Origin of the sequence: Paenibacillus brasilensis, assembly GCF_009363115.1 — a bacterium.
Classification (GTDB): Bacteria; Bacillota; Bacilli; order Paenibacillales; family Paenibacillaceae; genus Paenibacillus; species Paenibacillus brasilensis.
Map to the genome: position 1 here is coordinate 1580001 of NZ_CP045298.1, position 21725 is coordinate 1601725.

The window sequence follows — 21725 nt, forward strand, 5'->3', positions numbered from 1 at the left end:
ATAGCATCTTTTCAATCCCCGCCTGAGTAAATGGATCTGCAAAGAACGCAACAATGCTTTCAGCTACAATCCCGCCCACATCCGGTAGTTCTATCAGTTCTTCCACGGTAGCGGACATGACCTTATGCAAATCACGATAATGTTCTGACAGCATACGTGTTGTCGCTTTACCGGTATTCGGAATACCCAGTGCGTAAAGGAAGGAAGCCAGATCTCTTTCTTTACTTTTCTCAAGTGCTGCTAGAAGGTTATTGGCTTTTTTCTCACCAAACCGCTCCAGCTTTACTAGATCATCATATTGGAGTGTATACAAATCCGCTGGCTCGCGTACTCCCAGTTCGTCATGCAACTGGATCGCTGTTTTATCGCTGAATGTTTCAATATCCATGGCATCACGTGATGCGAAATGGGAAATGCGGGCCACAATTTGTGGTTTGCACCCTAGCTTATTATCACAGAACAAATGGGCCCCTCGCTGCTGCAATGGAAAACCGCAGGCCGGACAATGATCGGGTACAACAATTTCCTCCCCGTCGTTCTCAGACGTTACCTTTCCCAAAATCTCGGGAATGACATCATTGGAGCGACGGATAAACACACGTGTCCCCAAAGCGAACTTCAAATTCTTGCGCTCGATATCGCCGGCATTGTTCAATGTGCAATTTTGTACAGTGACTCCCGCCAACTCCACCGGCTCCACCCTTGCCAGCGGTGTGATTTTACCAGTTCGACCTACATTCCACTCGACCGAGTTGAGCACCGTGGTGGTTTCCTCTGCTTCGAATTTATATGCCACTGCCCAACGCGGAAATTTATCGGTATATCCAAGTGCCTCGCGTGTACGCATATCTGTAATTTTCAATACAGCCCCGTCAATGAGATAATCTAAACGGGCACGAGATTCTTCAATCTCAGCCAGTTGCTCCATCGCATCATCAAAATTATCAAAGTAAGTTAGATATGGGTTCACCTTAAAGTGATTGTCACGCAGGAAAGCCATCATCTCCTGGTGGCTATCAAACTGGATACGGTCTGCAAATCCCACATTGTAGAAAAACGCATTCAGTCGCCGCTCTGCGGTCACTTTGGGATTTAAATTACGCAAAGCGCCAGCTGCGGCATTACGTGCGTTTTTGAGAGGGTCCACAGCGGTCTCATTATATTTCGCCAGCACAGACAGATTCATTATGCCTTCTCCCTGCACTTCAATGGTTCCATCCTGAAAAGGAATCGTAAGCGGCACGGATTTAATGGTTTTTACCTGTGCCAGTATCCCTTCACCCACAACGCCATTGCCACGGGTAGAAGCCTGCACCAGCTTTCCATCCGTATAAGTCAGATTCAGTGTTAGTCCATCGAATTTAAGCTCTATCGCATAGCTCGGAGAAGGCAGAGGCTGCTCCGGGTTCTTGGTATTGTAATCATTGACCAGCTTAACGACACGCGCGTTCCATGCACGCAGCTGCTCCATATTCTGTGCTTTATCCAGGCTCCATAACGGGGCCAGATGACGATGCGGCGTGAATCCCTTAAGCAATTCCCCACCCACGCGCTGTGTTGGCGAATCTGGCAACACCAATCCGCTCGCCTGTTCAAGCGCTACCAGCTCGTCATAAAGCACATCATATTCTTTGTCGCTGACCATGGGCTCATCCAGTGTGTAATAATGATAGTTATATGTGTTTAGCTCAGCAACAAGCTGCTCCATCCTGTGCATTGGGTTCATGCAGGCGTATCCCTCCGGGAACTTCATCAGGGCAGAAGCCTAGGCCATTCTGCCGCTGTGAGGCTCGAGATTTATTGATATTAAGATCTATTCTACTTTTGTGATAGGTGCAAAGCCAGCCAGCAGTCGTTTAACCCCAACCGGAGCCGGGAAGGCGATCTGAAGCTCCATATCATTGCCCGTTCCTTTGACAGCCACAATGGTTCCCACTCCCCACTTGCCATGCTGTACCTTGTCTCCAGCAGCAAAAATAGAAGGCCCCCCTGTCGAAGCTGCCGGGGAAGGCTTGGGCGATGAAGATGTCGTTACGGTAACACGCGACGACGCGGAGGCAGTCGAGCCACTACGACTCATCGAATCAAAGGAACGCTCTCCTCCAAAGTTACTACCACTACTTTTACCCAGTCCACGCCCGCCATAAGAGCCACCTATATTGCCTGAACGACGGTAGCGATCCTGTTTGATGATTGTATCCTCTTTTAACTCGTCCGGAATTTCTTCCAGAAAGCGCGACGGCGGATTAGCAGTGGTACGACCAAACAGAGTACGCATTTGTGCGCATGTAAGGAACAGTTGCTCCTCTGCACGGGTAATGCCGACATACGCCAATCTGCGTTCTTCCTCAAGCTCTTCATTATCCAAGAAAGCCCTGCTGTGAGGAAATACTCCCTCCTCCATGCCGACAATAAATACAATTGGAAACTCCAAACCTTTTGCACTGTGCATGGTCATCAATACAACGGCATCACTTTGCTCGTCTTCATCGTCATTCATGGAATCGATATCTGCGATAAGAGCAAGGTCGGTCAGGAAGGAGACCAGCGATTTGTCCTCCGCACCTTTCTCAAACTCCATTGTTACCGACAGAAACTCATCAATATTTTCCAGACGCGAGCGTGATTCGAGAGTATTCTCGTTTTGCAGCTCCAGCCGGTACTGGGTGGTTTCCAGCATTTTTTCAGTTAACTCCGTGACCGACAGATAGTCCACCATCCGACTTAAACCTTCGATCATATCGTAAAACTCGACCAGCGCATTGCGGGTACGTCCAGCAAAGCCCAAATCATCTACCACTTGCAGCACGCGGAAGATCGAAACTCCACGCTCGGCTGCGGCTGCCTGCAATTTACCAACTGTCGTGTCTCCGATGCTTCGTTTTGGCACGTTAATGATACGCATCAAGCTGATATCGTCGTCAGGATTGGAAAGCAGACGCAGATAGGCCAGCAAGTCCTTGATCTCTTTACGATCATAGAACTTGATCCCGCCCACGATCTGGTACGGTATGTCCGATTTGATCAAAATTTCCTCGACGACCCGAGACTGGGCATTCGTACGGTACAAAATGGCATGATGGCTATAGGTTTTTCCCGCTTTAATATTCTTATGAATTTCCGAGGCGATAAAGTAGCCCTCATCATGCTCCGAGTCAGCACGGTAAACTTTAATCTTGGCTCCGCCTTCTTTGTCGGTCCATAGCTTTTTCGGCTTGCGGCCTGTATTTTGCGCAATCACCTCGTTCGCTGCGTTCAGTATGTTCGAGGTTGACCGATAGTTCTGCTCTAGCAAAATAGTACGCGCTTCCGGATAGTCCTCTTCAAAGTTCAAAATATTGCTGATATCCGCGCCCCGCCATCGGTAGATGGATTGGTCGCTGTCACCTACTACGCAAATACGATGATGCTTATCAGCCAGCATTTTGCACAGCATGTACTGCGCACGGTTTGTATCCTGATATTCATCGACATGAATGTATTGAAATTTCTTTTGATAGAAATCCAGCACTTCAGGTACTTCTTTAAAGAGCTGAATCGTTGCCATGATCAAATCATCAAAATCAAGAGAGTTGTTACTTTTGAGCCGTTGTTGGTACTTGGTATATACCTTCGCCACAATTCCCTCAAAATAATCGCCAATCTTGCGCTCATACATTTCAGGAGTGACCAGTTCATTTTTAGCCGTACTCATCATGGATTGAACTGCTTTGGGTTCAAACTTTTTGGTATCTATGTTCAGATCCTTCATGCAGCTGCGAATGACCGACAATTGATCTGTCGAATCCAAAATGCTGAAATTGGAGGTGAATCCGATCCGCTCGATATCGCGGCGTAAAATACGCACACACATCGAGTGGAAAGTGGATACCCACACATCTCTTCCCTGCGGGCCAATCAGCTTGGATACGCGATCCTGCATCTCACGCGCTGCTTTGTTCGTAAAGGTAATCGCCAAAATCCCCCATGGAGCCGTCTTGCGGGTCGCAATGAGGTAGGCTATTCGGTGCGTGAGTACCCGTGTCTTGCCACTGCCTGCGCCAGCCATAATCAGCAGCGGACCATCTACCATTTCTACGGCCTGACGCTGAGGAGGGTTTAGGCGGGCTACAGCCTCGTGTATATCTATTGATTGCATGCGTGCATGCTCCTTTCTCCGAGCTTCCATAAAATAAACATTCTATACTTTCAATTTCACAGCTACCGTCTCCAGCGCTTTCGCCAAGTCACGGTAAATGATGTTCCCTACTACAATGGTGTCACAAACGGCAGCCGCTTGTAACGCGGTAGATTTATCCACGATGCCTCCTCCGTATAGGACACGAGAGCGTTCTGTGCTGCGGTGTATTTTTTGTACCAACTCCATATCTCCAAAGGTACCGCTATATTCCACATATACAATCGGCAGATGCATGAGCTTATCAGCAATCTGCGCATAGGAGACAGCCGATGAAGCACTCAGCGAAGCATCGGCTCCGGTAAGCTTAGCGACCGTAGAATCACCGTTCAAAACAATATATCCTTCTGTCACAAGCGAATCCCACGGAATCATATAACCAAACTGCTCAATTGCGCGCTGATGCTGCCCTAAGATCCAATCACGATCCTTGGTATTCAGTACCATAGGAATCATATATAGATCAAATCCTGGCACGACAGCCTCCAGATCGGACACCTCAAGTACACATGGCACCTCATAACGCCGAACCCGCGACAGTAAGTCCACCGTATTTTCATAGGTAATGCCTGATGAACCTCCTACCATAATGGCGTCCGTACCAGACATACACACGGCATCCAGCGCCTTATCGTCCAGCTCCTTGTCAGGATCAAGCTTAAAAACATGTCTCCATGATTGAATTGAATCCGCCAACACACATTCCTCCAGCATCCTTTGCTTTTGTTATGATCCAGATGAACCGAATTCGATATCCAAAAGCGTTCTATGCTAAGTCTATGACAGTGCTCAAAAGGTGTCAATGTTCGTATTAGATGGGAACACTCCGTTCATGCATTTCAGGGCTGTAACACGTACAACCAACTGCGTTTACTTAGTTCTTTCTCCGTTAAAAAATCAGTATAGAATCCACGTACACCCATCTGTTCGTACTCCGCGGCTGCCTTCAATTCATTAATGGTATTCACGTAGCATACTGCCCCCGCCTGACGCAAGCTTTCCACTAGAGGACCACTCACCCGATTTTCTGGTAAAGTCACTGCTGTTATATCGTGTTTTTGCACAAATCGAATGATCTGGTCATCCGTATCTTCCGTGGCATAAAGCGTATAAATAATGGATGTATAGGGATAAATACTTCGTAGTGTTCGCAGCATTTCTTCATTGTAAATTTGAGGGACAATTCGAGATAGTAGGTTAGGATTTTTCTCCTGTGCCTGCCGGGTCAGCTGTACGAATAGCTGTTTTATTTGAGCAGGGTCCTGCTCCTTCGTATCCGTCACGACATAGGTATCTGGATATAATTCCAATAAGTCCAATACGTCCTTCCAGTCCACCGGGGTATAGGAGCCGTGTATGGGGGTGTCCTTGAACTGCTCGTAGCTCCAAGGCTTTCCCCCTTGCTCTGTAGCAACTGCGTGATCCTGCTGCAATTGCTCTGTAAAAGATTCTGTCCATTCATGGCGCGCCACCAAATGCCCATCCGAAGTAAGCATCAGGTCGATCTCAAATACGCGGCTGCCTTTTTTATAATTTTCCACAAATGCTTCACGCGCATTGGTATAAGCCAAACCATCGACGGCTCCCATGGCATGAGAAATCACATGGTGAGTGGTAAAGCCGGCATGTTCCTCTGTAGATTTTCCTTTGTAAGCCAATAAAAACGTGCCGATCAACATTAAAAGAATGACCGCAGCAATCAGTCGTTTCATAGGATGTCACATCCTTTTCGTACAGGTCAATACCCTGCATACACCTACTCAAAACAATTTCCAGACACAAAAACACCCTCCGGCTGAACCGAAGGGTGACTCTGGATTAATACGCGTTTTTGAAGCCGTTGCGAATCGTGCGGAAAATAATTTTAATATCGAATAAGAGCGACCAATTCTCAATGTAGAAAATGTCATGCTTGATCCGTTCCTCAATGGACGTATCCCCACGCAACCCATTGCTCTGTGCCCAGCCTGTAATTCCAGGACGAACATGATGCTTTACCATATATTTTGGAATTTCCTCACGGAACTGATCCACATAATATGGTCGTTCTGGACGGGGACCAACGACACTCATATCTCCCAGCAGCACGTTAAAAAACTGTGGCAGCTCGTCAATGCTCGTTTTTCGAATGAAGGAACCAAAACGCGTGCGCCGTGGATCATTAGCAGTCGTCCACCCTGTATCTTCAGTCCCAGGCGGCAGCACCTTCATGGAGCGGAATTTGTACATTCGGAAGGTACGACGATTCAAACCTACGCGCTCCTGCTTAAAAATGATGGGACCTCTTGATGTGACCTTCACACCAATCGCCACTGCCAGCATAATCGGAGAGGTCAGAACAATAGCGAATAAAGAGAATAAAATATCGAACAGACGCTTAAATAATCGGTTCCCCGCCACATCCAGCGGAATATCCCGTACATTGATCATTGGCATGCCTGCAAAGTTATCAAAATAAGGCCGAGCAGGCAAATAGTCGAAAAAGTCGGGAATAATCAGTGTGCGTACTCCGGCCTTTTCACACATGTTGATAATTTTAGGGTACTTGTCATGGGCATCCAGCGGTAGAGCCAGAATAACCTCGTCAATCATCAGGCGCGACAGCGTTGCCTCCAATTGATCTAATCCTCCAAGAATCGGGCGGAAATGAGCTTCTTCCTCTTCACTCCAGTGACGTTTATCATCCAGAAATCCCACCACTTCATATCCCAAATCAGGATACTGTCCAAGATTATGATAAAACCGTTGGCCCAGAGAGCCTGCTCCGAGAATGAGCATGAATTGCTTATTGTACCCTTTTTGCCGGAGCACTTTAAGAATCTGCTTCAAAAAATATCGGTAAAACAAAATCAGCAGCACATTTCCAACCATATAGATCGCTAGATAGGAACGCGAAATATCGATTTGCTTTACGAAAAACATGACACTCAGTAATACAAACAGACCAACAATATGGATCTGGGTGACGCGAAATACGTCGTCTGCAAATCGCTTTTTGCGTTTGGGCGAATAGAGCGAGAACAACATACCCAGCACCACGGCAATCAGACCGTAGATTAAACTCCAGCCTCCATAGACTTGAATAGGAAGCGGCTCTTGATAGGTAATCCATTCACTTTCAAACTTAAAAAACCAAGCAATCAAGAAAGATAACTGAATGACAGCGAAATCCGCCACAATATACAATTGGGTTAAAAAACGTTGATTTCTGCGTATCATGCTTTCACCTCAGTACGAGATTGTTCTCCGCTGTCCGGTTTGGCCGGTGCAGACAGTTTATTTTTCAAAAAGGCTATTCCAAATTTCACCGTAATCCCCGCGTAGACAGCCATGTTGGTGATCCAGCTGTACTGCTGTTTGTAATGCTTGCGGTGAAATACCCACATAGCTCTATGAAACTCATAAATAATTTTCAAAGGACGACGGCGAGCACTTCCCCCTTTGATATGAACAATATATGTGCGCGGGTAGTAGTAAATGCCCCATCCTGCTTGCTTAATCCGGTAACACCAATCAATGTCCTCACCATACATAAAAAAGGTTTCGTCCAGGCCGCCGACCTGCTCAATGGTCTCGCGACGCACCAGCATAAAGGCTCCAACCAGTACATCTACAGGGTACTCATCATCCGGGCTTAGATGCCCAAGCTGATATTGATTGTACTTTGGATTATCCGGGTAACGCTTCGACCAGCCGAAAGCGTAGTAAAAAGACGCAGACGGTGTTGGAAACCCACGTTTACATGCCTTGTCTAGTGAACCGTCCGGCAAGATGACCTTGCAACCTGCTGCTCCCATGTCCGGGTGCGTATCCATAAATTGAATCATCGTATCCAGTGTGTCAGGCTGCACCAGCGTATCGGAATTCAAAAGCAATACATAGCGCCCGCTAGCCACTTCCATTCCCTGATTGTTTGCCTTGGCAAAACCTGTATTATCCTCATTAGCTATCAGCATGATCTCCGGGTATGCAGCACGAATAGCCTCAACAGACCCGTCACTGGAATGATTGTCGATGACAATCACTTCATATCGATATTGCGTCTTTGATGCATACACCGACTGCAAACAATCCAGCGTCAATCGACACGTGTTATAGTTGACGACCAGTATGCTTACATCCATATTTAAAACGCTCCTGACAAATTCAGTAATCTATTCTACTATCGACTATTATAGCATACCCCGCAGACCATAGGGTGCAAAAAAGCACATAACTTGTAACCTTACACAGTTGAGGTCTAAAAATCATCGTGGTAAGATATACATGGAAAAAGGGCTGATGCCAGCCAGCCCCTGCGCAACCGACGCTCCAAGAGCGGGCGGTTTTGGAACAATCAGGCCGAAAATAGACCCTTCCTTGCGGGGGCGGTCTATTTTCGTTTGTTAAACTCTAACAGTGTGACGATTAACGCCCCGAACGTCAGCATTAAACTGAGCGCCTCAAACACTGTCACAGGCTTCACCCCCCTCCTCGGGAGAGTTAGCCGACCGCCCTTGCCAGCTCTATCGGTTGCACGTTTCAATTATACTATATTTTTCCATAAAGGAACATTTATTCGATAATGTTTTGTTGAATTCAATATTTTATTGAGCTTTTGGTTTATTTTGATGGTGACGAAGGGCAATCTTCTTTCTAAGTTGCCTCCTTTTTCCTCTAAGCTCGGGCAGTTCTTTGAAAAAAGTCTTCCAAGCTACAAGCACTTTTGGCTCTCTGAAAAGAAAATACAGATTACTAGCTACCTCATACGATAGGAAAGAAATAATATTTCTCATCCAGTAAGAGAAAGTATCATTTTTATACATCATCTTATAACGATTAATATATGAAAGCCTTCGTAGAAACAAAGGTTGGGATGTGCGGCCCGTTTCCTTCCAACCTCGTTCATGGTAAGCTATGGCCGCAGCATCATAATATGCCTCCCAGCCGAGCAAGGCTGCTCGCCATGCCACATCCACATCTTCTTTGTATGCAAAAAAGCTCCCATCATAAAACTCTCCATTTAGAGTGATATCGTTAATCATCCGCCTTGAATACATCGCGGCTGCGCCAGAAACACCAAATACCTTTCCTGACTCTGACCACTGAACTGAAGGCTCACCTGCTCCTCGATCAAAGGCTCTTCTAACTGAATTCATAACAATACCCGTACTATCGATCGTCTCCCGGTTCGTCTTACGTAGTAATTGACCTGTAGCGCTGCCTATGCACTGACTATGCTCCATCACTGCAACCAGGCGCTCAATGTAATCAGGTTCTATAGTAACATCTGGGTTGAGTACTAGCACATAGTCTGTATCGTTCAACGCTATAGCTTGATTATGACCAGGAGCAAAACCGACATTTTGGGCATTAGAGACGAACTTGAGTTTTGTACCAAACAAATGAGCTATTTCTTTAACTTGTTCTCCCGTCTGATCCTTAGATTGATTATCTATGATAACTACTTCTTGTGGAGGAAAGCTTTGCTTGCTGACAGCCTTTAAGCACTCTCTGATATCTTTTTCACTGTTATACGTTACAATATGAACACTTACAGATTTAATCATAGATTACAAGTTCCTCGTTTATGAATTTTGACCTACTTACCCTAATTGTTCTTATACCTATCATAGTGCAAAACTGTATAGTTTCAAATGATATTTGCAGTCTATAGATTATTATGTACACTAATAGACGCAGCAAGATGGGAAATGTTTCAATAAAATAAAAAAGCCGAGTATAAACCCGACTTTTTCAGAAAATTATTGATACAAAATATATTTGAAATCAAGCCCATTTGAGCTTTTATAGGCACAGTAAAATAATACTTTATGATTGACCGCTATATTCCTGCAAAAAATCCTGTAGTCCTTCACGCCAATCGCGCAAATCATTCAGCCCATTGGTTCGAATCGCAATATGCTCCATAACGGAATTACGAGGGCGTGCTGCAGGTCTGGGAAATTGTTCCGTACTACATGGCTCCAAGGTGGCTGTGATTTTAGCACCTAAAAGTTCTACCGCATCCTGAAAAATTGCTTGCGTAAACTCATACCAGGTGCACGAACCGCCATTGGACGCATGATATACGCCATACATATCAGTTTGGACCAATTCCGCCAAAAAACTAGCCAAATCCACCGTATAAGTAGGTGAGCCCTTCTGATCATTCACGACCTGAAGGTGCGGCTTTTCCTGTCCAAGCTTCAGCATCGTTTTAACAAAATTGTTTCCGTGCAATCCATACACCCAAGAAGTGCGAACAATAAAATACCTGGAGGAAAGTGTTTGGGCCAATATCTCTCCGGCCCGCTTGGACTTCCCGTAAATACTCTGCGGATTCGTATTGTCATACTCATGATATGGTTGCTCCGCAGTTCCATCGAACACGTAATCCGTGCTGATATACACCAGCTTGGCTCCTGCTTTTTCCGCAGCCAGCGCCATATTGCGTGTTCCTGTCGCATTGACCTGATAGGCCCTATCAATATCGGACTCCGCTGCATCCACTGCTGTATACGCTGCACAATGGATGACAGTGTCAGGTTGATACTCCCCCACGATCTTTACGGCCTGCTCCAAATCCGTTATATCCAGCTGTTCCCGATTGTATCCAAGGACGTCATGCCCTTGAGCCTGAAAAACATTCACTACATCTTTGCCAAGTTGACCGGATGCTCCAGTAACCAGCACCTTCATCTTACGCATCCCCCAAACGGGAACTGTACTGCTTAGCATAATATTGCTGGTATTCTCCGGATTGAATACGAGTCCACCATTCTTTGTTGTCCAAGTACCAACGGATCGTTTCTTTAATGCCTGTTTCAAAAGAGTGCTTTGGCTTCCAGCCCAATTCAATCATGGTCTTGGTTGGATCAATACCGTAACGGCGGTCATGACCTGGACGATCCTGTACATAGGAAATTAAGGATTCTGGTTTGCCCAGCTCCTCCAATACCGTTTTGACAATATGCACATTCGTCCGCTCATTATTCCCACCGATATTGTATACCTCACCAAGCTTCCCTTGATGAATGACCAGATCAATTGCACTACAATGATCCTCGACGTACAACCAATCACGGATGTTCAAGCCATCCCCGTATACTGGCAGCTGCTGATCGCTCAACGCACGCGAGATCATCAGTGGAATCAGCTTTTCCGGGAACTGGTACGGACCATAGTTGTTGGAACAACGCGTGATATTCACAGGTAGACCAAAGGTTTCATGGTATGCACGCACCAGCAGATCGCCGCCTGCCTTGGATGCAGAGTAAGGGCTATTCGGCTGCAGCGGAGTTTCCTCCGTAAACAAGCCTGTTTCACCCAGAGATCCGTACACCTCATCTGTCGATACCTGTACAAACTTGGTCACATTATACTTCTTAGCTGCGTCCAACAGCACCTGTGTACCGAGGACGTTCGTTTTCACAAACACTTCAGGCTCTAAAATACTCCGATCGACATGCGACTCTGCCGCAAAATTCACCACCACATCAATTCCCTGCTGCATCAATTGGTCTATCGCTTGAGCGTCAGTAATATCTGCTCTGACAAAGGTATGTTTAGGGTGATTTTCAATGGATTTTAAATTTTCCAGGTTACCTGCATACGTAAGCGCATCTACATTCACAATTTCGTAATCTGGATGCTGTTTTAACATATACAATACAAAGTTACTGCCAATAAATCCGGCACCGCCGGTGACAAGAAGTTTCATACAGACCTCCTAAAAACGCGCTTTAACACATATATCTATACTTTCGAAAACAGAGTGAAATTAACTTGTAACTTATTATTTTTTGAGCCAAATGCTGATTATCCCTCTAATTAAAGTTAATATCTGCATCGGCCAGTGTCGGATGCTTCTGATCCTTCGCTGAGAGAATAACATGAGAGGTCGGCCAATCAATACCGAGTTCAGGATCATTCCACAGGATGCCACGATCATTTTCAGGTGAATAATACTCGTCTACCTTATATAGCACCTGTGTATTAGGAACAAGAGTACAAAAACCATGGGCAAAACCCTTAGGCACCAGCAACTGTCGTCTGTTATGTTCACTTAAGATCATCCCAACCCACTGACCGAATGTCGGGGAGCTTTTTCGAATATCCAAAATAACATCGTAGATAGCTCCAGAAATCACACGAACGAGTTTGGTCTGTGCTTTAGGATTAAGCTGGTAATGCAATCCACGTATAACCCCCGCCTCTGCCGAAAGGGATTGATTATCCTGAATAAAAGCATAGTTGATTCCGTGCTGCTTCATGATTTGTTCATTATAACTTTCCATAAAAAAACCACGGTGATCACCATGAACAATTGGTTCTATTATACTGGCGCCTGTTAATCTTAGAGGTATTACCTGCATGCTATACGTCCTTTCCCTCAATACTTTACAACCTTATCTCACCAAATTCTTCGCCGAATTTAATGCTTTTCGCCAGTTCATTTGCTCTTGCAAGTGAAGCATGTGTTCCTGCATCCGTCCACCAACCCTGAAGAATATCATAAGTCAATGTGCCACTAGCAATATATGCATTATTTACATCCGTGATTTCTAATTCTCCACGTGTCGAGGGTTTTAGGGTTTTAATGATATCAAACACATAGTGGTCAAACATGTAAATACCAGTAACTGCATAATCGCTTTTAGGTACCTGAGGTTTTTCTTCTATAGACATAATACGTTGATTCTGAATTTCTGCTACACCAAATCGCTGTGGATCATGAACCTGTTGTAATAATAATTTAGCGCCAGTATTTTGTTTACGAAAATTTTGCACAAACGGAGTAATGTCATCTTCAAACACATTGTCCCCCAAAATGACAACCATCCGATCCGTACCAACAAAATGTTCCGCCAAATTTAGCGCCTGGGCGATACCTCCCGCTTCGTCTTGCACCTTATATGTAAAGGTTACTCCCATATCATGGCCGCTTCCGAGCAGATTCACAACATCACCCATGTGCTCTTTCCCTGTTACAATAAGAATATCCATAATCTCAGCTTTTTTTAGTTTGTGAATGGCATGAAAAATCATAGGATACTTTCCGACAGGAAGCAAATGCTTATTGGTTACCTTGGTTAAAGGAAAAAGACGAGAACCAGTCCCGCCTGCAAGAATTATACCTTTCATGTTAACACCTCTCTACTTAAATGAAATTCTTTTGTTCCCTACATACCCCAAAATAGTATATAAACCTGAGGAGAGCAGTATAGATAAATTATTGTATACTGTTCTATTTAGAGTAAAATTAGCACCTTCAAATATTAAAATTAGCAAGTAACCTAAGTAATAAGCAATACAATAAGATATTACACTCACAGCTATGAATTTTATAGAACTCTTTAGAATAGATACATCTGATTTAAATGTAAATCTCCTGTTCAATATAAAACTGCTTATCATGCCTATAGCATTACCAATACTAGTTGAAATCCAATAATTCAATGAAAATACATTATATAACAAATAAATTGCCGATAACCCAATAAGAGTATTAATAACCCCCACTAAAAGATACCTTGTAAAGCTATTGTTAAATATCATCTTTTGTAGATGCAACCCCTCTATCAGAATAAATTGACTCTGTACAAAAAAGATTATCATTGAAATTAATTTCTTCTTTAACTATATAGAGAGGTCTTCTTTTAGTTTCGTTATAAATACGACCTACATATTCCCCAATAATGCCAAGAGTTATTAACTGGACGCCTCCAAAAAACAAAATTGCTACCATCAAAGAAGGATACCCAGGCACTGTCTCAATACCTAAAAGCGTTCTAATAATTAGAAAACCCGCATACAAAAGTGATAAGATTGATATAGTAAAGCCTAAATACATTGCGACTTGGAGAGGAGCAAAGCTAAAAGAGGTGATTCCCTCAATAGCGAAGTTCCAAAGCTTCCAATAATTAAAACTGGTTTTACCAGCATATCTAGGTTCTCTATTATATTCAATACTCGTCTGTCTAAAGCCTACCCAACTAAATAATCCTTTCATAAAACGATGGTGTTCTGGTAAGAGATTTATCGCATCGACAACTTGTCGTGACATTAGGCGAAAGTCTCCTGTGTCAGCCGGTATGTCCACTCGGGTAATTTTTTTCATAAACCTGTAGAACAGGTGAGCCGTTGTTTTTTTTAAGAATGTTTCACCATCCCTTTTCAGTCTAGTAGCATATACTACATCATACCCTTCACTCCATTTTTTGACCATTTCAGGAATAACTTCAGGAGGATCTTGAAGATCTGCATCTATTGGGACTACTACATCACCTTTAGAATATTTTAGCCCCGCGGACATTGCAATTTCTTTACCAAAATTCCTAGACAATTCGATAACTTTAACATGATGATCATTTTTTGCGAGCAACTTCAATTTTTCTAAAGTTCTATCTTTACTACCATCGTTAATACAAACTATTTCGTAGTTATAGTTATTCAAGTTCATAACTTGAGAAATCTTATTATAAAATAAATCGATATTATCTTCTTCATTATACATTGGAACTATTAATGAAATTGTTAGTTGATTCATAGTAATCTCCTTAAAATCAATCTATTAATCATCTGTACACTATAACAAGTAATCTCCGTTACATAATAGACTAAAAACAAAAATCCTCCAATGGGGATTCCAGACATCCACCTGTCTAAATCCATTGGAAGGATTTTTATATGAATAAATAATGTATAAAATAGCTTATAAGAAGATCCCGTGATAATGACCTTCCTCCTCAAGGGTACCTCTAGTCCACAGGACTGCAGTTACCTCCATTTTAAACATAAAACATATATACGCCTTTTTTACCACACTTCATACAAGCAGCGTTTAAAAATAATTTGTTTACCTAATAGTTTCATAAAAAATATTTATATATTCTACAGGCTCCATGTAACAAAATATAAGCTCCTAATATAAAGCTATATAGGCTGTATCGCCTTTAATAACAACTTGATTATCCTCATAACTGTTCCAGTCATGTTCTAGAAAATACTGATTATATATCTTTTTATCCATCTCAACCATTTCAAATTCTCTTCCAGTTACTGCTGATAAAAGCGGCAATGCGGCCCAGTCAATACTTAACGCTCTTGAATGAACATCATAACTATTAGATGTGACATAGGACCAGGTTGGATTAGTATCGTTAACTAATGCAATCTTAGTAACCCTTTTATTTGATAGAGTTTCATAACGTTCAATCTTATTATACATTTGTTGGGCTATCGCCTTATCAAGAGCATTGGTAATATTGTTATTAACCCCTATATTTTGTATGCCTAGAAAACTAAGACAAATAAAAATAACGATATAAGCTATACATAAATATGATCTCTTTGAGTTTGAGTTGTAATTAAGAAAAACAAAAAACATGCCTAATATTGATGGAAACGCCATGAATACAACTATCCCTCTTGGCGTTAAAAATCCATCATTAGCAATAGCAAAAGGAGCAACAATTAAAAGAAAAGTTAAAAAAATCAAACTTACTAGAAACAAGAAAATGCCTTTAGTTTTATATTTCTTTAAATCCTTAAAAATAATAAATGACAAGGAAACTAATAATAATATAAAAATAATAATAAATATAAATTGTGGAAGTAATTTATCACTATCAACCCAAAGCAATTTTTGAGCTTTAATAATACTCCAAATATTTGAGAATACTTTATCCAGGGAAAAATCGGTTCTATGTCTAGTACTCAGTCTTTCTAACAAGCTATTCGCTAAAATAGCCACAGTATAGATAAAAATAATCATAATACTTCGCGAAAAAACATTTGTCATAGATTCCTTCCAATTTTTCAAAAAGAAAAGTAAAATAGCTAGCATGACATAATATGGACCTATACCTTGATAGAAACATAAAGTTGCGAATATCAAGATGAAAGAAATCATTATTTTCTTCATGCCTAAATCGCCTGATACAATTGTGTTTACAGCAATCACACACAAAAGTGTTCCAATGGAATAACATAATATAACTTCTGGAAAAATAAAAAGAGTAGCCATAAAAACATTATTAAATAAAGTAACTGAAGCAAGGAATAAGGTCAGAATCGATATATTAGTCCAATCTGACTTTATAGTTAACAAAGTTCTCAGAAAAAAATAATGTGATATAGAAAAAAACACAATTGATAAGAAAGTAAATATTGACTGGTTGTTAGCCATACTAACATTAAAATAACCCAGAATATTCAAAAAAGAAAATGTTAGTACCCTTCCTGCTCTAAATATGTCTTGCTCTATGACTGGCTTGGTATAAACATAAGTGTCAACTGCATAATGTGGGATTATGAAAATACCATAGAAAAGAAGGCAAGTAAAAAAACAACCTATAAAAAGTAAAACATTATGCTTTTGATTTTGAACAACATTGATCATTATGTCTATTAATCCTCCATATTTTTACATAAGATCCACAACTATTTGCCAAATAAAATATTCCTTATTTTACTAAATAATATTCCAGTTCTAGACTTATCCATAAACCTTTGATATTTGCTAATAATTTTCCAAGTTCTCATACTATAAATTCTCTGCAATTCCAAAGAGGCCGCTCCTTCTATAAGATTACTCTTTTCATTTTCTTGTACGCTAGTTGATATATTGAATTTTGAATTGAAATTAACTCTTTCATTCCAAATCCATTCCAAATCTGCCTCGCGTTGTAAAAATTCACAATATAAAGTAATATAATCATCAATTAAATTTGGAATTTTTTCAATGGCCTTAACTAAATCATTATCAAGCGTTCCCTTATCTGAGATAAGCTTTAACAGTTCCTCCTCTAGTTTTTGTATTAATAATTTTTTATCAAATTTTTCAGCAATTTTCCTCCGACAATTCTCACTTTTTTTCTGATAAGCTTCTGAATCATTCAATAAGTCCACGATTGCAATCACATACTGATCGATTTCATTTTGACTATATTCTTTACTAACCTCTATATCAATAAATTGTGTCCTTTCCTGTAAAAAAGGAAGGATTCTCCCAACTTCATCGTCAATAAGTTCTTTTTGTCCGCCTACATCTGAACTAATAACAGGCACTCCCATAGCCAATGACTCATATGCGGTTAATGCAAGTCCTTCCCTAATTGAACATATCAAAGTCAGATCGCTGTCCCTATAAAAGGGCTTCATATCGTTTTGCCTTCCTAAAAGATAAACATGATCTCCAAGCTTTTCATTTTCGATTTTATGCTTAATTTCCTCTAATTGAGGACCATCACCAACAACAAAGAATGCGATATTAGGAATTCTCTTTATAACTTCTTTCGCTATAGCAATCATTAAAAATGGTCTTTTTTGCTCAGCTATTCTACACGGAAATAACACAACAGGACGTTCAGATCTAATTCCTAGCTTTTCTTTAACTGAGAATTTGCGATATTTCTCAGGGTTATACTCATCCATGTCTACACCAATATACAAAGTTTCTACATCGCTTTGTTTCCTGTTAAATGTTTTTATCATCAGTTCCCTTAGATGATCATTACATACATAAGTCTTATCAATTATATCACTAACTACAGCAGAGGTTCTTGCATAACCACCAGCTCTCCATCCCATTTCTTCCATGTGTACATAATCTATAATTTTAAGCTGCGGAAACTCTTTTTTTAACCATGGAATTAAATAGTAACCATAGTAGCTATTTGAAACCATTGCAATATCTATTTTTCTAGTTTTTATAAAATAATGGATAAACGCACTCCAATCCTTAACATCAAGAAATGTAGTTAAGTCAAAAATATCATTTGTATGTTCTTCAAATCTTTGTCTCCAAGTTGAATCACCGGGATTTGTTGTAATTACCGACACTTCAAACTTATCTTTATTCAAACGAGATACAACATCTAGATTAAAAAGGTCAGCTCCCCCCATAACCATATGAGGCAAAATCATCAGCATTTTCGTTTTATTATTCAAATCAAGATCATTTCTAGACCATTCCCATTTTTGAGGCTTTTCAAAATTGACTCCCCTGAATCTTGGAAACTCAATAGCCTGAACATCGCTATCCACATTTTTCCCTAATTTTTTTATAATCCTCATGGCATTTTCATGCTTCTCTACATTTCTGCTAGTATTCGCTAAACCGCCTGTGTCAGTTTTTCGGTACCAGAAACCATACCAACCCATGTGTACTGGATATTTACCTTTTGAAAGTAATTTAAGCCAAAAAGCCCAGTCCTCGTAGTGCAGACTTTCTGTAACGTCATATCCTCCAACTTCGAGGAAATCTTTTTTTCTGATTCCTGCTGTACATGTAAGCAAATTCTCAGTTTTCATTTGCTGAGCATTAAAATTTTTCTTCCAAAGATATTCTTGGTTGCCAAATCCTAAGCTGTCACTATATGTCCAACTAGCTTGAGGATTACAATAAAGAGACCAATATACACACTCAATGTAAGTAGGATCGAGTAGGTCATCAGCATCAAGAGGTATAATTATTTCAGTAGAGGACAATTCGACAGCTTTATTGCGCGCAGCAGATGGCCCACCATTATCCTGATGATGTAATATAATTCTACTATCGCTGTCAGCAAGTACACCAAGCTTCTCAACATCCATTTTGTTGTTACTTCCATCATTCACAATAATCCATTCGAAATAGGGGAAGGTTTGATTAAATAAACTATTTGCTGTCTGCTCTATATATTGGGCGCTATTATAAAATGGTGTAATAACGCTGACTAGAGGAGCATCAGTGTAATCAAATTTCTTTTTACTCATTTTTATTCCAGGCTGCTGTTCATAGTTATAATTCAATTTCCAAAATCTCCTTTATTACTTATCACTAAGTTCTTTTTCTAGATATTCTTTCGCCTCTATAAGCTGCTGATTCCACATTTTCAAATCGTCTATAATAATATTTTGGTTTTCTACTTCCTTTTTATAGTTTTCCAGTTGGTTTTCAATCCAGCTTTTCCCTTCCTCGAGATCGCTAATCCATTTTTTCATATCTTCTATAACATTAATTTGCATTGAGAAATTTTCTTTATAATCACTAAGTTGCCCTTCCAACCATTTATTCCCTTCTATTAACTCATTATTATATTGTTTTAAACCGATAATGATATTTTCTTTTGAGTTAAGGTCGGACTCAAGTCTTTCAAGCTGATTTTCCAGCCACTTTTTACCTTCCTCTTGTTTTACTGCCCATTCCTCATATTCTAAAACTAAAGGATAAATATGGTTATATAAATCTAAAGCTTCATTATATTTTTTTTCAAAAATTAAAGCATACATCTTCTCATTTAACTTATCCTTGGGCTTAATTTCTTTTTCAAAGCATTGTTCAAAAAACCAGTACATATAATTAATAATATCTTTTTTTTGCGAATTAGAAATTAACTGACTGAAAAAAATATTTTTAATATTAAAATCCAAATATTTAGCTAAAATAATGCTAAAAAGATATTCTTTATTAAATCTTTTGAAAAGTTCATATGCTAGTAACTGGCTTTTGTTAATTCCATAAAAATATTTTTCATCCAAAACATAACTAATTGATTTACTTTCTTTATTTCTAATTCTATAGTTATACACAATATCATTAAAGAAATATATTCCATTAGCACTTAGCATAGCATGAATATTGAATACAAAATCTTGAGAAACAATTTTCTCAGGAAATTCAATATTATTTTTTTCTATAAATGATTTTTTGTAAATTTTCGTCCATATCGAAGGGGATAATTCTAATAATTGTTGATTCTCTTCTATAGATTTTGAATCAATTTCATCAGGAAATCCCTTAGGTAGCACATTATTCTCTAAAACGATACTTCCGTCTTCGGATATAGTTCTATATGAAGCAAAAGCAAAATCAATATTTTTTTCAGATATTTTCTGATATAGTAAATCACAAGCATTATCAGTATAGTAGTCATCTGGGTCTAAAAACATTATATATTCTGCACTCGCATTCTTAATACCTACATTTCGTGGTTTTCCAGCGGCTCCACTACTGCTACTCAAATGTATAGAGATGACGTTAGAATTCTCACTTGCAAATTGATCGGCGATATTCTTACTTTCATCAGTAGAATTATCATCAACCAAGATTACCTCTATGTTATTAAATCCAATCGTCTGCCTTTTAAGAGAATCCATTGCTTCAGGGAGATATTTTTCGACATTATATATTGGTACAATTACACTGATCTTGTAATCCATATAACCAAACACCTCCAAAAATTTTCAGGATCTTCCTATTGAATTATAATTAACTCCTGAATCAATCATATCAGATATTCTATAACAATTTCGTCCATCATAAACATTTGGTGTTTTCATAATTCTTTTATATTGACTAGGTGCAATTTGTTTTATTTGGTCCCATTCTGTAAAAATAAAGCAAATTTCCGAATCCTTCAATGCAATATCAGGTGTTTGGGCATATGTAATTTTATTAGAATATATTTTTTTTACATTATCCATTCCCACCGGATCATAAACAGTAACAATTGCCCCATCGTTCAGTAAAATATCAATATTATTTATAGATGGTGCCTCACGTAAATCGTCAGTGCCTGGTTTGAATGTTAGCCCTAGTACAGTAACCCTAATTCCATTAAAAGAAGAAAATTGTTTTTTAGCTTTCTGAATCAATCTTATTTTTTGTAATTCATTTACTTCTATAGCTGCTCTGACGGTCTTTAATTCGTAGCCCCGGTCTTTTGATAACCAATGTAATGACTTCGTATCCTTCGGGAAGCATGATCCACCGTATCCTACTCCTGCATTCAAAAATTTTGACCCTATTCTATCATCAAAACTCATACCATGGGTAACTTCTTCAATATCTGCACCTACGAGCTCACATAAGTTAGCTATATCATTGATGAAAGATATTTTCAGAGCTAAGAAGTCATTAGAAGCGTATTTAATCATTTCTGCACTAGTTCGACTTGTTATTACAATAGGTCTATTAAAAGACTCATAAACCTGCTTAAGGAGGTTAGCTGATTCTTGCGAATTAGCACCAATAATAATACGACTAGCTTCCATTGTATCTCGGATTGCTGTTCCTTGAGATAAAAATTCTGGATTGGACACTATTTCAATATGAATATTATTGTGTATATTTTTTTTCATATACTCTTCAATTTCATCACTTGTTCCTACAGGAACTGTTGATTTAATAACTATCGTACAATCATGTTGAAGGTTTTCAATTATTTCTTTTGATACTTCATAAACATAAGTCAAATTTGCAGAACCATCAACATTTTCTGGTGTCTCTACCGCTATAAAGATAATTTCCGCCTCTTTATAAGCAGTCTTAAAATCAGAAGAGAATTGTATATTATGGTTTTTCTTTAGCATGTCCTCCAATCCAATTTCATAAAAGGGAGCTCCCCCATCCCTTAACAAATCTATCTTCCGTTGATTTTTATCAACACAAACTACCTTATGTCCTATTTCAGCCAAACATATCCCCGTAACCAATCCAACATATCCTGTCCCTGCAATTGCTATTTTCATGTAATTTTCCCCCTCTAACTTCGATGAGCGTCAAATACTCTCCTTGAAG

Annotated in this window: 18 protein-coding genes (1 of these 18 only partly in view); all 18 read right to left on the minus strand. The window is 40.1% G+C overall.

The features are described from left to right. On the minus strand, positions 1 to 1726 hold the 5' portion of the coding sequence (ligA, locus tag GCU48_RS07570) for an NAD-dependent DNA ligase LigA (protein WP_152379558.1). 290 nt of this gene lie to the left of the window's left edge; the window shows 1726 of its 2016 coding nt (coding positions 1–1726); the start codon lies at positions 1724 to 1726; the stop codon falls past the left edge of the window. Between the two features lie 87 nt (positions 1727 to 1813). Continuing rightward, complete coding sequence (pcrA, locus tag GCU48_RS07575; RefSeq protein WP_025720521.1) at positions 1814 to 4138, minus strand: DNA helicase PcrA; 2325 nt, start codon at positions 4136 to 4138, stop codon at positions 1814 to 1816. A 42-nt stretch (positions 4139 to 4180) separates the two neighbouring features. After that, positions 4181 to 4873 (minus strand): heptaprenylglyceryl phosphate synthase, encoded by a 693-nt coding sequence (gene pcrB, locus GCU48_RS07580; RefSeq protein ID WP_482812009.1) that lies wholly within the window; start codon positions 4871 to 4873, stop codon positions 4181 to 4183. 143 nt (positions 4874 to 5016) lie between these two features. Then, positions 5017 to 5889 carry a phosphatidylinositol-specific phospholipase C/glycerophosphodiester phosphodiesterase family protein gene (locus GCU48_RS07585; protein ID WP_152379560.1) on the minus strand — a complete coding sequence of 291 codons (873 nt, stop codon included), beginning with the start codon at positions 5887 to 5889 and terminating at the stop codon, positions 5017 to 5019. Positions 5890 to 5995: 106 nt separating this feature from the next. Beyond that, positions 5996 to 7396 carry an undecaprenyl-phosphate glucose phosphotransferase gene (locus GCU48_RS07590; RefSeq protein WP_152379561.1) on the minus strand — a complete coding sequence of 467 codons (1401 nt, stop codon included), beginning with the start codon at positions 7394 to 7396 and terminating at the stop codon, positions 5996 to 5998. Further along, positions 7393 to 8301: a glycosyltransferase family 2 protein gene (locus GCU48_RS07595; RefSeq protein WP_152379562.1), complete on the minus strand. Its 909-nt coding sequence runs from the start codon at positions 8299 to 8301 to the stop codon at positions 7393 to 7395. Before GCU48_RS07595 ends, GCU48_RS07590 begins: the two co-directional genes overlap by 4 nt. A 248-nt stretch (positions 8302 to 8549) precedes the next feature. Continuing rightward, positions 8550 to 8606 carry a hypothetical protein gene (locus GCU48_RS29090; protein WP_413782955.1) on the minus strand — a complete coding sequence of 19 codons (57 nt, stop codon included), beginning with the start codon at positions 8604 to 8606 and terminating at the stop codon, positions 8550 to 8552. A gap of 157 nt (positions 8607 to 8763) precedes the next feature. Beyond that, complete coding sequence (locus tag GCU48_RS07600; protein ID WP_152379563.1) at positions 8764 to 9726, minus strand: glycosyltransferase family 2 protein; 963 nt, start codon at positions 9724 to 9726, stop codon at positions 8764 to 8766. 262 nt (positions 9727 to 9988) lie between these two features. Further along, positions 9989 to 10858: a dTDP-4-dehydrorhamnose reductase gene (rfbD, locus tag GCU48_RS07605; RefSeq protein ID WP_152379564.1), complete on the minus strand. Its 870-nt coding sequence runs from the start codon at positions 10856 to 10858 to the stop codon at positions 9989 to 9991. A gap of 1 nt (position 10859) precedes the next feature. After that, positions 10860 to 11879, minus strand: coding sequence for a dTDP-glucose 4,6-dehydratase (gene rfbB, locus GCU48_RS07610; RefSeq protein WP_152379565.1), 1020 nt, complete (start codon positions 11877 to 11879; stop codon positions 10860 to 10862). A 106-nt stretch (positions 11880 to 11985) separates the two neighbouring features. Next, complete coding sequence (gene rfbC / locus GCU48_RS07615; protein WP_152379566.1) at positions 11986 to 12534, minus strand: dTDP-4-dehydrorhamnose 3,5-epimerase; 549 nt, start codon at positions 12532 to 12534, stop codon at positions 11986 to 11988. 25 nt (positions 12535 to 12559) lie between these two features. After that, complete coding sequence (locus tag GCU48_RS07620) at positions 12560 to 13303, minus strand: sugar phosphate nucleotidyltransferase (protein WP_152379567.1); 744 nt, start codon at positions 13301 to 13303, stop codon at positions 12560 to 12562. A gap of 12 nt (positions 13304 to 13315) precedes the next feature. Then, a complete protein-coding gene (locus tag GCU48_RS29095; RefSeq protein ID WP_152379568.1) occupies positions 13316 to 13777 on the minus strand; it encodes a GtrA family protein in 462 nt (153 codons plus the stop codon). Then, the gene (locus GCU48_RS07630; protein WP_152379569.1) at positions 13707 to 14708 is read right to left on the minus strand and encodes a glycosyltransferase family 2 protein; all 1002 of its coding nucleotides are present in this window, start codon (positions 14706 to 14708) and stop codon (positions 13707 to 13709) included. Before GCU48_RS07630 ends, GCU48_RS29095 begins: the two co-directional genes overlap by 71 nt. 375 nt (positions 14709 to 15083) lie before the next feature. Continuing rightward, positions 15084 to 16562: a glucosyltransferase domain-containing protein gene (locus GCU48_RS07635; RefSeq protein ID WP_152379570.1), complete on the minus strand. Its 1479-nt coding sequence runs from the start codon at positions 16560 to 16562 to the stop codon at positions 15084 to 15086. 41 nt (positions 16563 to 16603) lie between these two features. Beyond that, on the minus strand, positions 16604 to 18955 hold the full coding sequence (locus GCU48_RS07640) for a glycosyltransferase (protein ID WP_152379571.1): 2352 nt from the start codon (positions 18953 to 18955) through the stop codon (positions 16604 to 16606). An 18-nt stretch (positions 18956 to 18973) separates the two neighbouring features. After that, on the minus strand, positions 18974 to 20365 hold the full coding sequence (locus GCU48_RS07645) for a glycosyltransferase family 2 protein (protein ID WP_152379572.1): 1392 nt from the start codon (positions 20363 to 20365) through the stop codon (positions 18974 to 18976). A gap of 24 nt (positions 20366 to 20389) precedes the next feature. Then, on the minus strand, positions 20390 to 21676 hold the full coding sequence (locus GCU48_RS07650) for a UDP-glucose dehydrogenase family protein (protein ID WP_152379573.1): 1287 nt from the start codon (positions 21674 to 21676) through the stop codon (positions 20390 to 20392). Positions 21677 to 21725: the final 49 nt, after the last annotated feature.